The following is a 14,901-nucleotide window of genomic DNA, read 5'->3' on the forward strand; positions in this document are numbered from 1 at the left end:
TCAATAGGATGAGTTTGAATAGTTTTGTGCCAGTTTGTTCCAGTTATAGTAGCCATAGATGGCATTGATCAGAAAGGCCGACCACATCAATAACATCATTGCACCATCACCACTCCCATCAATGGTCCGGATCGCCCACATTAAAATACTGAAGATATTTAAAGTAATATAGAACCACCATTGTTCTTTAAAACGCAGCAGCATCAAAATCGTTGCTGTGATTGCAAGAATATTGGTGGTTGCATCGATATAAGGCGTATTTTGAGTGGCAATTTGGGCAAGAAGATAACCGAGTATCGCAATACAACCTATATTGCTCAGGATGATCAAAATCAAATAAGCCTGCCGAAGGGTATAGGCCTGTTGTAATTGTTTTTCTTTGGTATGTTGCTGCCAAAGTAGCATGCCGATCAAAGCGGTTGGGACAAAGAATAAGAGATTCAGTCCCATTTCGCCATAAAGCCCGTTGTTATAGCAAATCCATGCATAAGCACAGCTATTAAATAAACCAAAACTATAATTGAGAATATTGCCTTTTGCTGCTAATACCACACAGAGAATTCCGCTGAGTAATACCACGAAATTAAACCATGTATCGTGTTGAACTAAGGTAATGATACAGCCGATGAAAATAAAACTAAAAAGCCAAACAATTTCAAATACATTCCAGTTTTTGAAAAGAAGGCGAAAGGGAGGGGTGGAAAAGATTTTCAACATAGGGTTGGTAATTCTAAGTAATGCTGTTGGTGTTATTTGCTGGTAATTTATACCCGATTTAAATCCTACAGACGATTTGAAATTTTAGTTTAATCGCATGCAAGGACTGGACTGTTGCCCATTGTTTTTTACCAAGCCTGTTGATAAATCCATTGTGATTATTTGTTTTTTACGTATTTATTTAAGTGATGTTTGATTAAAGAACCTTCCCAATACTCTTTTGGGAAGGATGGATTTTTCTAATAATATAGAGTAAAGCTTAGTTAAAATTAGGCTTGTAATCAAAATTCTGAGTAACCACATTGTCGGAAAATGGACGAATTGTTTTCTTTGCCAAAGTAATGGTATTGATCATATTGTTTGGGAAAATTTCGATGGTGTTATTAAATTCTTCAACATTACGGTTAAAGATGGTAATTGCTGCACCGACATTTTCATTTTGTTCTTGAATATCATCCATCATTTTTGCATACAAAGTATCCGCTTTGAGTTCAGGATAATTTTCAACCACCACATTTAAACTTTTCATTAAATCTTGATTGAGTTTTTCAACATGTTGTAGTTGAGAAACATCAGTATTGTTTAGATTTAGATTCAAAATTTGCTGACGTAACTCGGTCACTTTTTCCAAAGTTGATTTTTCAAACTGTGTATATTGCGCCAAAGTTTGCTCTAAAGTTTCCAGTGTTTTTACTTTCTGGCGTTCAAAGTTGGCAACTTCAGCCCATGCGCGTTGTGTCGCATTGAAATAACGCACAATGTTATTTCTGACCAGAATACCCCAAACGATCAGAACAATAAAAATCCCAATAAATATGATTAAACCCATTTTGATTATTCCTTTTGATTTATGAAATCAAGTTTAGCATGCACTGTTTAAATTTTTCATATTCAGGCATGGTTAATGTTCTTAAATGTCCACGAAGTGCTGAAATATCCTGAAGCTTTTGTTTTTTACGACGAATGCGAAAGAGATCTTGATCTCCCATATAGCACAGCATATTTTCTTCAAAATGATAAACAATATCACCTGAATAGTGTTGAAAAAAATCACTTAATTTTAAGGTGATACTTGGACTAATGGTACGGGCAAGTTGATGTTGATCATAGCCAAAAATATATAAATTTTGACTGACCAGAATATCCGCAGTTTTCCATATTTGGGTATAGGGCGGAATAAATTCATGATGTTTATTACTGGCGGCAAAGCCGAGGGCGGGTAATTGAAAAATAAAAGCGCCCCATTGATTTTTATGAGTTTCCTTAATTTTCTGTTTTTCACCCTGAGTATTGGGCAGTGAAAACTCATCGACATAATGATACTGAAATAACATCACATGATGTTCTTGTTCACCATCAAACCATTTGGTGGATGCAAATTGTTCAATCTCATTCAACACATTGCCTTGCGAAAACAACGGAAAACTTTGTTTTAACTTGCTCATGACCAAAAAGCTATTGCTTGTTGTGGAGATATGACTTGGGGTTTTATTAAAATCTAATTCGTAGCGGAGAAACATCATGCGCTGTTCTAAAAAATTGATGACTTCATCAATTGGATCGCTTTGCTCATAAATTAAATAAGCGCCAAAACAGCATAACAAGGCTGCTAATAGACTCAGTGGGTATGGAATATAGTGATGAATCAGCCAACCAAAAATTGCAGTCAGTACCCCAATCATAAACAGCAGTCTGGGGATGAGGTTATGAAAAGATAACTCTCTACATTCTCCCCACGGATGTAAGCCATCTAAAATATCTTGTGCAGATTGAGCCTGTTGTCCAATTTCCCAAAGCCGAGCGATATTGCGCATCACATGTTTATTTTTTCTTGTGCGTAGGTGAAGTAATCGCTCAACGGTTTCTATAGGCATGGCAAATAATCATGATTGAAGTCTATTAAAGTTCGAATTCCAGATTGATCAGTATGCGATAAATTATTGTATCGACAAAGTAAATTGTTTATTTTTCAACTTTATTTGTCCCATAATGAGGCTGGACTTCTTGTAGAATCGTGATCAGTGAATCTTTAAGCTGCTCATAATCAGGCATGTTCATACTTTCAAGTTGTGCAGCCAAATCATAGACAGTTTGAACTTTATCGACTTGCATTTGCGCTTTGGTAATATCCGTTTTAAACAGCCAGCACAAAGAAGGGCGCTGAGCTTGAACATAAAAATCACCTTTAAAATAAGCCATGGCTTGATCAAGCATTAATACATGATTTGGTGTGAAAAATTTGGCAAGTTGCATTTCATTTGTACCACTTAATTGGTACTGATTGTCGAAACGAATATCCCCACTCGACCATTTTACCCCAAGACGGCAGGCTCGATTTTGTTTAGATGAAATACTGATACCTTGAGCAGGGAAGTTTTCTAGGATGATCCCCCATAAATCATAATGGCGATATTCGGTCTTTTTCTTGCCTTCTGAATCACGCGTTTCGACTTCATCCACATAATGATAATTAAACAGCATATATGGATAGTTGATGCCGTTGACCTGCCAAGCGCCATAAATGCAATAACCAATGGTATTTTCATGATCCCCTAAACCAAATAATGGGAAATTATAGGGAGACTCAATATTTTCATCGAAGGCGTTAGGATAGAAGCGAATTTGATATTTTGCTTCTAGGTTCTTTTGATGAGTATCTTCAACCAATTGATTGAGTGCTTTTGTCGAAGTGCGCTTATAGAAAGCAAAAGCCACACTCGCACCCGCAACCAGTAAGAGCATCGGGTGGGTAAAAATAGCCAGTACAAATAAGCCAATCGCGATCGCGATAAAAAGCCAAAACGTATAATTTTGAATAGATAGACTCGGATCATCTTGCCAATTCTTTAAGCTTGCAATGATCTGTTCAAAATCCTGATTTGACGAGAGTAATTGATTGATTGCATGGATATTATGCTGAGTCTTGCCATTGTTGGCGTGTTGTTGACTAAAGGCATTTTGAATTTTTGTGAGTAAATCATTCATCTTTATTCATTATTGTAGCAAGTGCTTAGATGCCTGATTGTAACGAAAAAATGATTTTGAATGCAAAGCGTGGTGTTTAAACCACACTTTGCATATTGGTATGCTGACTAAGCAATAATTTTTAAATAGATTGCGCTTCGTTGGATCTAGCCGTTTGCGTTTTCAATCAACATTGCATCGCCATAACTAAAGAAGCGATATTTGCTTGCAACAGCATGTTGATATGCATTCATAATATTGTCACGGTTGGATAATGCAGATACCAACATTAACAAGGTAGATTCTGGTAAATGAAAGTTGGTGATCAAGCGATCAACCACACAGAATTGATACCCTGGATAAATAAAGATTTGTGTATCACCTGTCCACGCGGCAATTTTTCCACCAGATGCTTGTGCTGCACTTTCTAAAGCGCGTGTTGCTGTCGTTCCAACGGCAATCACTTTGTTGCCACGTGCTTTGGTTTCTTGAATCAATTTTGCGGTTGCTTCAGGTACATCACACCATTCACTATGCATGATGTGATTTTCGATCTGATCTGTACGTACGGGTAAGAATGTTCCAGCACCCACATGTAAGGTTACAAAAGCTTTATTTACGCCTTTTTGCTCTAATTTTTCTAATAGGGCTTGGTCAAAATGCAAACTTGCTGTTGGTGCTGCTACGCTTGCTAATTTGGTTGGATCGTTAAACACGGTTTGATAGCGTTCTGTGTCAATGGCTTCTGCTTCACGGTTAAAGTACGGCGGAATAGGCAATTGTCCATATAAATCTAAAACTTGCAAAATAGGCTGTGAAAACTCCACCACAAATAAGTTTTCATGACGACCTGTTACTGTCACTTTGACTTCATCTTTGCCAATAAACAATTCAGCGCCTGCTTTAGGCGAATTGCTGGCTTTGATATGACAATGTGCAATGGTCTGATCAAAAATACGCTCAACCAAAACTTCAATAGCACCCCCTGAGGCGCGTTTACCTTTTAAACGTGCTTTCATCACTTTGGTATCATTAAGTACCAATAAATCACCTTCATTGAATAAATCAAAAACATCGGTGAAGTGAAGATCTTGGTATGAACCATCTGCATTGAGATGTAAAAGGCGAGAAGCGCTACGTGTTTCAAGTGGGTAGCGCGCAATGAGTTCGTCGGGAAGTTCGAAATTAAAATCGGAGAGTTGCATCATGAGGAAGAAAAACTGACATTTGGGATTTAAAAACTGCCGCTAGTATAGTCGTTTTTCAAATTAATGGCTGAAATTGATGTTTTATAATCCAAAAAAACCAGATCTGCCTTAAAATTAAACAAATGTGGAAACTTGTCGTTGACAAGAAAATGAAACGCGCTATTATACGCACACAACCTCTCCCGAGGTGGTGAAATTGGTAGACGCGGTGGACTCAAAATCCACTGTCAGCGATGACGTGTCGGTTCGAGTCCGACCCTCGGGACCATTAGTTTAGGTTAAACAGATTAGATAAACCCCGAAGCCTTTATACATATAGGCTTCGGGGTTTTTTCGTTTCTGGGTGTTGGGTTTTTTTAAGGTATTTTGAGGTATTCTTTGGTATTCATTTACACGTTTTTTACACATTTTTTAACGTGTGTTTATTTGTATAAGTCATTGAGGTTGTAATCTTTATGAGTCTGTCAATTTATCAACTTGAAAATGGTAAGTGGAGAGCGGATCTTATTGCCTTCAATCAAAGAAAAAGTAAAACATTTAAATCCAAGAATGATGCTAAGCGATGGTCAGAGATTCAAGAGCGTAAATTCTTCTTAAATTTTTCTACCAAACAAGCTTTAAATAATAAAATAGTTCTTACAGTAGAAGAAGCATTGAGTAGATATATGAATGAAGTGTCTAGGTATAAGAAAACTGCGAAAAAAGAGATCCAACGGCTAAAATATTATCAAAATAATCTACCTTTTGTGGATTGGCCATTAGCTAATTATCGTTCTGAATATCTCAAGCAATGGGAAAGCGTAGTTATGAACCGGACAATACGCCCTTTAAGTGCTGCGATTGTACTTCGTGACTATTCAACACTATCTGCATTTTTTAACTGGTGTAGGCGAGATAAAGGTTGGATCGACTTTAATCCAGTTGAAAATTTACGGAAGCCAAAAAACCTGAACATCGTGAACGTCGTATTGAAATAGATGAATTGCAAAGCATACTTGCAGCTTTGAAATATACACCAGGCACAGTTCCAAATTCGAAGATGCAAGAAGTAGGTTTAATATGGTTAATTGCAATGGCCACTAGTATGAGATCAGGTGAAATTGTTAATAGACCATTGTCAGATGTTTTTATGGAAAAACGTTTTATACGTTTGCCTGATACTAAGAATGGATCTAGTCGTAATGTCCCACTTGATGATTTTGCGCTTCAGCTTTGGGTGTTGGCCATAAAAATTGACCGTAAAAATTCTCCAAAAGTTTTTACTGTTTCTGATGGATCTAGGGATACATTATTTAGAAAGGCTCGAAAGGCTGCAGGTTTAGAAAATTCTGATTTAACATTTCATGATTCAAGGCGTGAAGCAGCTTCACTTATTGTTAGGCGTATTAAAAATGCACTGACGCTTTGTATGATATTTGGATGGAAAGCTCCGAAACAGGCTTTAACTTATTACAATCTTACAAATGACGAAATATTGGATGAATTGAATCAAACAGTAGGTTTAAGTCGATTATTAACTTAAATTTAAAGTCTTTAAAATTAATCTTTTATAATATATATTCTTCAATCTTTTTATATGAAAAGGTTTGTAAAATGTCTGAAAGCAAAACTCATCACTTCGTTTCACAGGGTTTACTTAGTAGTTTTAAATGTGATGAAAGTACGGAAGATACCTCCAAAATATATTTTATTAATATTAATGGAAAGATAGATCCAGAATTTTATCCTACAAATTTAATAAACCTTGCGGCTAAAAAATATCTTTATAATTACACTAATAATGAATTTGAATCTTTAGAAAAAAAATATTTCAATACTATTGATAGTGATATTGCAAATGCTATTCTACTTTGTAATGAAGATGAGGAAATTAATGATATAAATAATATAAAAATAATAAAATATGTTGCAGCACAGATAACTAGGACACCAGACACATTAGCATTAATTAGTAATTTAGACTCTTTATTTAGAAGTGATATTGGGGGGGATTTTTGCTTGACAAAATATTCAACTATAAAAAATAATTTTCTAAAAACTATTGTCTCTAATACTGAAAAGTATATTAAAATCTTAAAAAATAAAAGATTTAAAGTTTATAGAAATATAACAAGTTCATTTGTAATTAGCGACAATCCAGTTCTTTTGATAGCATTTTCTAATGAGTATGAAATTCAATTTCCAGAGAATAGTTATATTACTGTCATAGATTACCCTATTTTTATTATGCCAATATCACCCACAAAATTAGTAATTTATTATGATAATAATATTTCTGATGATGAGCTAAATTACTACATTGAAAACCATAATAGACTACAGTTTATAAATGCAAGCAGAATGGTTTTTTCAAATAAAAAATCTCGTTTGATTGATGGAATCAAAACTTTGTATGAAGATAACTTTAATTATTTAGAACGAACTAAACCAGGAATAACCAAAGCACATAAACTCGAATTTGGTGATCCAATTAGCATTGGTAAACCACAAATTTCTTTAACTCCAGAAGTTGCAGAAAAGATAAAAAACTTGATAATGAATTCTGTGATCTAAGTTTTTATTAAAAAAAGAACAGGATTTAGGTCTTGTTTATTTAATAAAAAATACAAATATTTCTGTAGATGATAGATTTTTCTATAAAAGTTATATAAAGTTAAAGGTATTGATGATCAATCTTTTAGAAAGAATTTGATAGAGATTTTTAATAAAAAAAGCTGCCTAAGCAGCTTTTTTTCAACCAATTAGATAAAGAAACCCAGCTGCGCTGGTAATCAAACCAATTAATACGCCTACAATAAAAGGAAAAATCCGTATTATTTTAATTCCTTATTTTTGTTCTGATTTAGATGTAATTGACTGTTAGAATTCATTTTTAAACCTATGCTTTGAGATTGCACAAGCTTTATTTCACTAATCAAGGGAGTACAGTAATGATTAAAAGAATTCCAATTGCGATAAATCCATAAATCATCGATACGTCCTTATGTTGTTTTCAAGATTAGTTTGACATGCGATACATAAGGTTATTGCACCGTACTTATGACGTTCAAGTGGAATGTGATTGCCACATTATTCACATTCTGATCGAGAGTGTTTCACTGATCCCTCTTTAATGACGCATTTTTATAATAAATATCAGTATGCGATAAATAGCACCTGATCACTTAACAATGACAGTTAATATTTTTAATTTCAATCATTTAAAACTTAACCAAAGGTGTACATATTTCTTGCCTATAGGAAAATTAATTAGCTATAGTTAAAAGTATTTTAAATAATTTGAAAATATTTTATTTTTCCCGCTATTTTGAAAAATAACTAAATGATCTCAGTGCGGCTTATCCAGTAAAGAAGATTGGTTTTATTTAAGGAAAATCAAGGACACACCATGAGGATACAGAAATCATAATCGGAGTAAAATTATAATGAATCTAAGTATTATGATCATCATTGGTTTAATCGTGTATTCGATAGCAGCCATGACTTATGTATACCGTTGGCGAGGAAAAGCACGTTATGAGTCACTCTCACAATATTTAAGAAAAAGCTGGCCTATATTTGCACCATTTAATTGTGTTCTTTATATGACGACACGCAGCTTTGCAAAAAAACCAATATTAGATGCTGATTTTTTAGAAAATATTGAAGTGCTTAGAGCCAATTGGACAATTATTAGAGATGAGGCTATAGCATTAAAGTCATCAGGTGTGTTTGAAGTGATCAAGACACCTGGAGCAGACGGTTATTATGATGTTGGTTTTCGCACTTTTTACAAACGTGGTTGGAGTAAATTTTACTTAAAATGGTACGGAACTACCCATGTTTCTGCGCAAAGATTATGTCCCAAGACATTGGCATTACTTAATCAAGTTCCTGCTATTCGCGGTGCCATGTTTTCACTGTTACCAGCGGGTTCTGAACTGAGCTTACACGCAGATCCTATCGGTAGTAGTTTTAGATATCATCTCGGTTTGCTGACGCCTAACTCTGAAAATTGCCAAATTAATATTGATGGGCAAACCCGTACTTGGTTTGATGGTAAAGATTTTGTCTTTGATGAAACCTACCCACATTTTGCATATAACACAGCAAATTCAGCGCGTTTGATTCTGATGTGTGATGTTGATCGTCCGATGAACCTATTCGGACGAATTTTTAACAGTGCTTATCGTATTCTTGTTAAAGGAACCGTTGTTCCAAACACGCCTGAAGATAAAAGAGGGGTGTATAGTGCGATTTTTAAATTTTTTGCGCCATTTAGACAGTATTCAATACAATTCCGTGAAAAGCATTTCAAGACGTATAAGATACTCAAATTCATTTTAAATTTAACGCTGCTATCTCTGATTTTTATGCTCTTGTATGGTGTGGTTTATTTATTTGAAATGCTCTTTTTAATGAATTAAAAATAACGTATTTTCTCACTCATTTAAGGGATATCCTTGCTCTGGTTGATGCCGAATTTTACTATTTTGTCTTTTGATCTTTGCTAGTTCTACATCCCTAAGCTTGGCTATAGACGCCAATAGGTTGATATCTGATTCATGAATTTGATCACCATGTTTTAAAGTATTGGTCTTTATAAAACGCTTCGTTTTTTCTATTTAAATCATAAAAATATATAAAGCTGTAACTGACTACTTATGTTGGAAAAAATGTGAAATTTATCGAAACTTTCACCCCATTGTTTTTATTTGGTTGTATTGCTGTTATATTGTTTTATGTGAACATTTGTAAGTGCTCTTCCAAGGCTGTATTTTACATTCTGTCTTAAGTTTTGATGTATTTGGAAGAAATTGATATTTAAAAGTGGGCGATTTAAATAACTAACGTGTTAACTGAAAGTGCAAATGAGGTAAACATGAAATTAGAATTCTTAGAAGCTCATCAGACCGAACAGCTCAGTGCTTGTCGACTATCGCTGATTTTAGGGGTCTATACCTCAAATAATAAAATTGAACGCTATTTACGTGTAGCGCGTGCCGTTCTCAATGTAGAAAATGCTTTTTTTACTTTTCATAACGAGCCTTATATTTGGGTTGCAAATGAAGACGGTGATTTCAAAGCCGCGTCAGTTCCGCATAAACTGAGTTTATCACCGTATTTTGGCAATCAGCTCATCGTTTCAGAAACCCATAAAAATTATGAAAAATTCTCGCAATATATGGTTGAAATTGGAATAAAGCACCAACGCTTATTGTGCTATGACTTTAAGTTAGAAGATGATGATTCTATTGCACATGTTTATTTTTATGATGATAAAGATACAAGATTTACAAGCAAACAGCAGGCTTTATTAGAAGAACTTAGCTCAGGTTTGGTGACGATTCTAGCGCGTAAATCTGAATCTCAAGATTACTATGAGTTATATGAACAAGAACGCGCTTTAAATTTTAGTAAGACCAAGTTTTTCCAGGTCATTGCACATGATTTACGTGCGCCGTTTCATGGGTTAATTGGCTTTTCGGATGTTTTAGCAAACGAACGAGAAACATTAACTGATGACGGTATACAGGATATTGCAGACTATCTGCATGATACCTTGCAATCGACTTATTCCTTACTTGAAAATTTGCTCAATTGGGCGATGGCAGAAGGTGGGCGCTTTGTTTATCACCCGATTAATTTTAAATTAAAACAGACCACAAAGATCGTTTACGATGTGCTTAAGCCTTTGGCAGTAAATAAAAATATACAACTGATTGAAAATGTTGCTGAGGATTTAAGTGTTTTTGCTGATATGAATATGGTGACTTCGGTGATTCAAAATCTGGTTTCGAATGCCTTGAAGTTTACCCGTACTGATGGTTCTGGAAAAGTGTCGATTGTTGCGCAGCCTGTAGGGAAAAATATAGAAATTATTATTCATGATACTGGTTTGGGAATGACGCAGTCGCAAATTGAGCAACTGTTTGAACCACAGATCAAAGCCAGTATAAAAGGCACCATTGGAGAGCGAGGAACAGGATTAGGACTGGTTCTATGTAAACGGTTTGTGGATCTCAATCATGGAAAAATTTCTGTAAGCTCTAAAACAGGAGAGGGAACGACTTTTATTGTTGCATTACCCGCTGCAAAAAACACCCATCAAACTTTGGTTTGTCCTGAAATCAAGCAAGATAAAATAAAAATTTCATAATTCTATATTTGAATAATTTAGATTGATTGTGGTTGGTGGTTTTTTGAGCTTTGTTTTTTAAGAAAAATACAAAAACCTCCCTAAATGTAAAGCAAACTGCTATAAATAAGTTGATAAAACATAAGTACAGGCTTTTCAATGAACATTGAGCAATTGCAAAAAACATTACATGCAAGTCAGTATGCAGAACAAGTATTAAGTCTACATCAAGCCACTTTAGAACATGATTATGCAATCGATCAATTTCAACAATCGCTCAGTACAGCACAAATTCAACAACTCGTTTACGATCATTTAGTCAATATTCAAGATGAAAATACGTGGATGAAAGTCTTACGTATTCTTCGTGCACGTTTAATGTTTCGCTGGATTTGGCAAGATGCCAACCAACTGACCAATGTGGTGAAGTTGACAAGAGAACTGTCTGATTTTGCAGATGCCTGTATCGTTGCAGCAAAAGATTTTGCCCGAATTCCTTTGCTGGCAAAACATGGCGAACCAATGGGTTATAACGGAAAGCTTCAAGATTTGATCGTCATTGGGATGGGCAAGCTTGGCGCACAAGAGCTGAACTTATCTAGTGATATTGACCTGATTTTTGCCTTTGATGAACAAGGTGAAAGCAATGGGCGTAAGTGTATTGATGTACAGCAATTTTGCATTTTGTGGGGGCAAAAGCTGATCTATTTATTGGATCATATTACTGCTGATGGTTTTGTATTTCGTGTGGATATGCGTTTACGTCCTTGGGGTGATGGTTCAGCACTGGCAATAAGTCATGTGGCTTTAGAAAAATATTTAAGTCAGCATGGGCGTGAGTGGGAACGTTATGCATGGATTAAGGCACGTATTATCACGGGTGGGCAAGACGGTGATAGTTTATTGGACATGACCCGCCCATTCGTTTTTCGTAAATATGTAGATTACACCGCTTTTGAAGCCATGCGTGAAATGAAAGCCATGATTGAACGAGAGGTGGCTCGGCGTAACATAGCAGATGATATTAAGCTGGGCGCTGGTGGTATTCGTGAAGTTGAATTTATTGTGCAGGTTTTTCAGCTGATTTATGGCGGAGCAAAATTAGAATTACAAGACCGCCAATGCCTTGTTAGCCTAAAACATTTGGGTGAGGCAGGCTTACTTGATCATCAATCTGTTGAGGATCTTGAAGATGCTTATCTATTCTTACGACGTGTAGAGCATGCTATTCAAGCTTTGAATGACCAGCAAACACAATCTTTACCGACAGAACCTGAACTTCGTCAGCGAATAATTGATACCTTGGGTTTTGATGATTGGGCTGCTTTTATTGATTTTCTCAACCAAAAGCGCAGCAAAGTAACTTTTCAATTTGAGCATTTGATTAAAGAAAAAGGGCTAGATTCTCCAATTGAAAGCTTTAGTCAGTTGGAAAGCCAGCTCAATGAGATATTAGACAGTAATGCACAAAATCTGATTCATGAGTTTTGGTATGGTCATGCAATCAAGAAACTGCCTGCTAAAGCTGTACAGCGTTTAAAAGAATTTTGGCCGCATTTGGTTGAAGCAGTTTTACAGTCGAATAGTCCGCAAGTGGCTTTAATGCGATTGATGCCGTTGGTCGAATCTGTAATGCGCCGTACTGTGTATTTGGTGATGCTGATTGAAAGCAAAGGGGCGCTGCAACGTTTGGTCAAAATGGCGACAGTCAGTCCATGGATTTGTGAGGAATTGACACATTATCCAGTTCTGCTGGATGAATTTTTATCCATGGATTTTGAACTGCCTCGACGAGATTATTTGGAAGATTCGCTCCGCCAGCAATTACTGCGTATTGAAATCGATCAAGTTGAAGATCAAATGCGAGTATTGCGCTTATTTAAAAAATCCAATGTGCTGACCGTTGCCGCAAGTGATGTACTGGCAGAAAGCCCACTGATGAAAGTTTCTGATGCTTTAACAGATATTGCAGAAGTTTCTGTGATTGCGACATTAAATTTGGCGTATCAGACGGTTGCCAAGCGTCATGGTTATCCTGTCGATGTAGAAGGTGTACGTTGTTCATTAGACCACATGGCCTATGCTGTGATTGGTTATGGCAAAGTAGGCGGCATTGAGCTGGGCTATGGTTCAGATCTTGATCTGGTTTTTATTCATTATATGGATGAACAAGCAGATACTGATGGTCAAAAGGCCATTAGTGGTTTTGAATTTGCCATGCGTGTTGCGCAAAAATTTATGTCTCTAATGACCACACAAACTTTAGATGGTCGAGTCTATGAAATTGATACCCGTTTGCGCCCATCTGGTGAAGCAGGCTTATTGGTCACCAGTTTAAAAGCATTTGAACAGTACCAACTCAAAAGTGCCTGGTTGTGGGAACATCAAGCAATTGTTCGCGCACGCTCAATCGCAGGTGAGCAAAGCCTAAGAGCAAAATTTGAAGAATTGCGTTGCAGAGTTCTCACATTACCAAGAGAAGAAGAGACGGTTCGCAAAGAAGTCTTGAACATGCGTCAGAAGATGAAAGATCATTTAGGTTCCTCAAAAGATCAGAAAAAAGATGGAATTTTTCATCTAAAACAGGATGCAGGTGGTATCGTTGACATCGAATTTATGGCACAGTATGTCGTATTAGCCTGGAGTGGGACGAATCCTGATCTCGCCCATTATTCCGACAACGTACGAATCCTTGAAGATGCCGCAAAGGCAGGTTGCTTATCCAGCGACGATGTATCCGCATTGATTCAAGCTTATCTCAGTGAACGCGCCGAGAGCCACCGTTTGGCACTTGCAAATCATAATATGCAAGTGAGTGCTGCGGATTGGCACGATACCCGAGAGGTCGTTTGCAAGTTATGGCAAAGATTAATTGATCCAACAGCGAGTTTCGCTTTGGAAAGTGAATAATTGTGTAAAAATTTGGAGTGTGCGCCATGAATTTGGCTGATCGTGATGGTTTTATTTGGCAAGATGGACAAATGGTTGATTGGCGTGAAGCTAAAATTCACGTCTTAACTCATACATTACATTATAGTATGGGTGTTTTTGAGGGTGTCCGTGCTTATGAAACACCTAACGGTACTGTGATTTTCCGTCTCCAAGACCATACAAAACGTTTGTTAAATTCTGCAAAAATTTATCAAATGAAAGTTCCATTTGATCAAGCAACTCTTGAACAAGCTCAAATTGATGTTGTTCGTGAAAATAAATTGGCGTCATGCTATTTACGCCCAATTATTTTCATTGGTTCGGAAAAATTAGGTATCGCTGCAACTGATAATACCATTCATGCGACAGTTGCTGCATGGAGCTGGGGTGCTTACCTTGGCGATGAAGCAATGGCGAAAGGTATTCGTGTTAAAACCTCATCATTTACCCACCATCACCCTAACGTGACCATGTGTAAAGCCAAGGCTTCAGGTAACTATACTTTGTCTATTCTTGCACACCAAGAAGTGGCACATTCTGGTTATGATGAAGCAATGCTTATGGACCCTCAAGGGTATGTATGCCAAGGTTCAGGTGAAAATGTATTCTTAGTCAAAGATGGTGTATTACATACACCAGATATTGCTGGCGGTGCATTGGATGGGATTACGCGTCAAACGATTATCACCATTGCGAAAGATATGGGTATTGAAGTTGTTGAACGTCGTATTACCCGTGATGAATTCTATATTGGTGATGAAGCATTCTTTACTGGGACTGCTGCTGAAGTGACGCCGATCCGTGAATATGATGATCGTGAAATCGGTTCAGGTGCACGTGGTCCGATTACTGAGAAGATTCAAAAAGCATTCTTTGATGCTGTTCAAGGTAAAGATCCAAAATATGCACATTGGCTGACTTATGTAAAATAAGTGACTGAATGCTAAAAAGGATTCCTAGTGG

The 14,901-nt window shown here is 36.4% G+C and carries 10 protein-coding genes, 1 tRNA gene and 1 pseudogene; 7 read left to right on the plus strand and 5 right to left on the minus strand.

Annotated features, from left to right (window positions below):
• From pnuC to queA, 5 genes are all read right to left on the minus strand, one after another.
• Nucleotides 1-717, minus strand: coding sequence for a nicotinamide riboside transporter PnuC (pnuC, locus tag AC07U8_RS03200; RefSeq protein ID WP_034609901.1), 717 nt, complete (start codon nt 715-717; stop codon nt 1-3).
• A gap of 259 nt (nt 718-976) precedes the next feature.
• Nucleotides 977-1,546, minus strand: coding sequence for a LemA family protein (locus tag AC07U8_RS03205; RefSeq protein ID WP_004723147.1), 570 nt, complete (start codon nt 1,544-1,546; stop codon nt 977-979).
• 19 nt (nt 1,547-1,565) lie between these two features.
• The gene (locus tag AC07U8_RS03210) at nt 1,566-2,591 is read right to left on the minus strand and encodes a hypothetical protein (RefSeq protein ID WP_270382564.1); all 1,026 of its coding nucleotides are present in this window, start codon (nt 2,589-2,591) and stop codon (nt 1,566-1,568) included.
• 88 nt (nt 2,592-2,679) lie between these two features.
• Entirely contained in the window at nt 2,680-3,702 is a 1,023-nt protein-coding gene (locus tag AC07U8_RS03215; protein ID WP_270382565.1) for a hypothetical protein, read from the minus strand.
• Between the two features lie 146 nt (nt 3,703-3,848).
• Nucleotides 3,849-4,886 (minus strand): tRNA preQ1(34) S-adenosylmethionine ribosyltransferase-isomerase QueA, encoded by a 1,038-nt coding sequence (gene queA / locus AC07U8_RS03220; RefSeq protein WP_056514968.1) that lies wholly within the window; start codon nt 4,884-4,886, stop codon nt 3,849-3,851.
• Nucleotides 4,887-5,070: 184 nt separating this feature from the next.
• On the opposite strand from queA, the gene AC07U8_RS03225 reads away from it, so the two are divergent.
• From AC07U8_RS03225 to AC07U8_RS03255, 7 genes and pseudogenes are all read left to right on the plus strand, one after another.
• Nucleotides 5,071-5,157 (plus strand) — tRNA-Leu (locus AC07U8_RS03225).
• Nucleotides 5,158-5,344: 187 nt separating this feature from the next.
• A pseudogene (locus AC07U8_RS03230) lies at nt 5,345-6,411 on the plus strand (tyrosine-type recombinase/integrase).
• Nucleotides 6,412-6,482: 71 nt separating this feature from the next.
• Nucleotides 6,483-7,442 (plus strand): DUF4238 domain-containing protein, encoded by a 960-nt coding sequence (locus AC07U8_RS03235; RefSeq protein WP_494737303.1) that lies wholly within the window; start codon nt 6,483-6,485, stop codon nt 7,440-7,442.
• Nucleotides 7,443-8,314: 872 nt separating this feature from the next.
• Entirely contained in the window at nt 8,315-9,295 is a 981-nt protein-coding gene (locus tag AC07U8_RS03240) for an aspartyl/asparaginyl beta-hydroxylase domain-containing protein (protein ID WP_494737304.1), read from the plus strand.
• A gap of 455 nt (nt 9,296-9,750) precedes the next feature.
• A complete protein-coding gene (locus tag AC07U8_RS03245) occupies nt 9,751-11,028 on the plus strand; it encodes a sensor histidine kinase (protein ID WP_494737305.1) in 1,278 nt (425 codons plus the stop codon).
• A gap of 138 nt (nt 11,029-11,166) precedes the next feature.
• Nucleotides 11,167-13,917: a bifunctional [glutamate--ammonia ligase]-adenylyl-L-tyrosine phosphorylase/[glutamate--ammonia-ligase] adenylyltransferase gene (glnE, locus tag AC07U8_RS03250; protein WP_494737306.1), complete on the plus strand. Its 2,751-nt coding sequence runs from the start codon at nt 11,167-11,169 to the stop codon at nt 13,915-13,917.
• Between the two features lie 26 nt (nt 13,918-13,943).
• The gene (locus tag AC07U8_RS03255; RefSeq protein WP_494737307.1) at nt 13,944-14,870 is read left to right on the plus strand and encodes a branched-chain amino acid transaminase; all 927 of its coding nucleotides are present in this window, start codon (nt 13,944-13,946) and stop codon (nt 14,868-14,870) included.
• The last annotated feature ends 31 nt before the right edge of the window (nt 14,871-14,901 follow it).

The sequence above is a fragment of the Acinetobacter sp. GW821-FHT01E09 genome, from assembly GCF_059422385.1.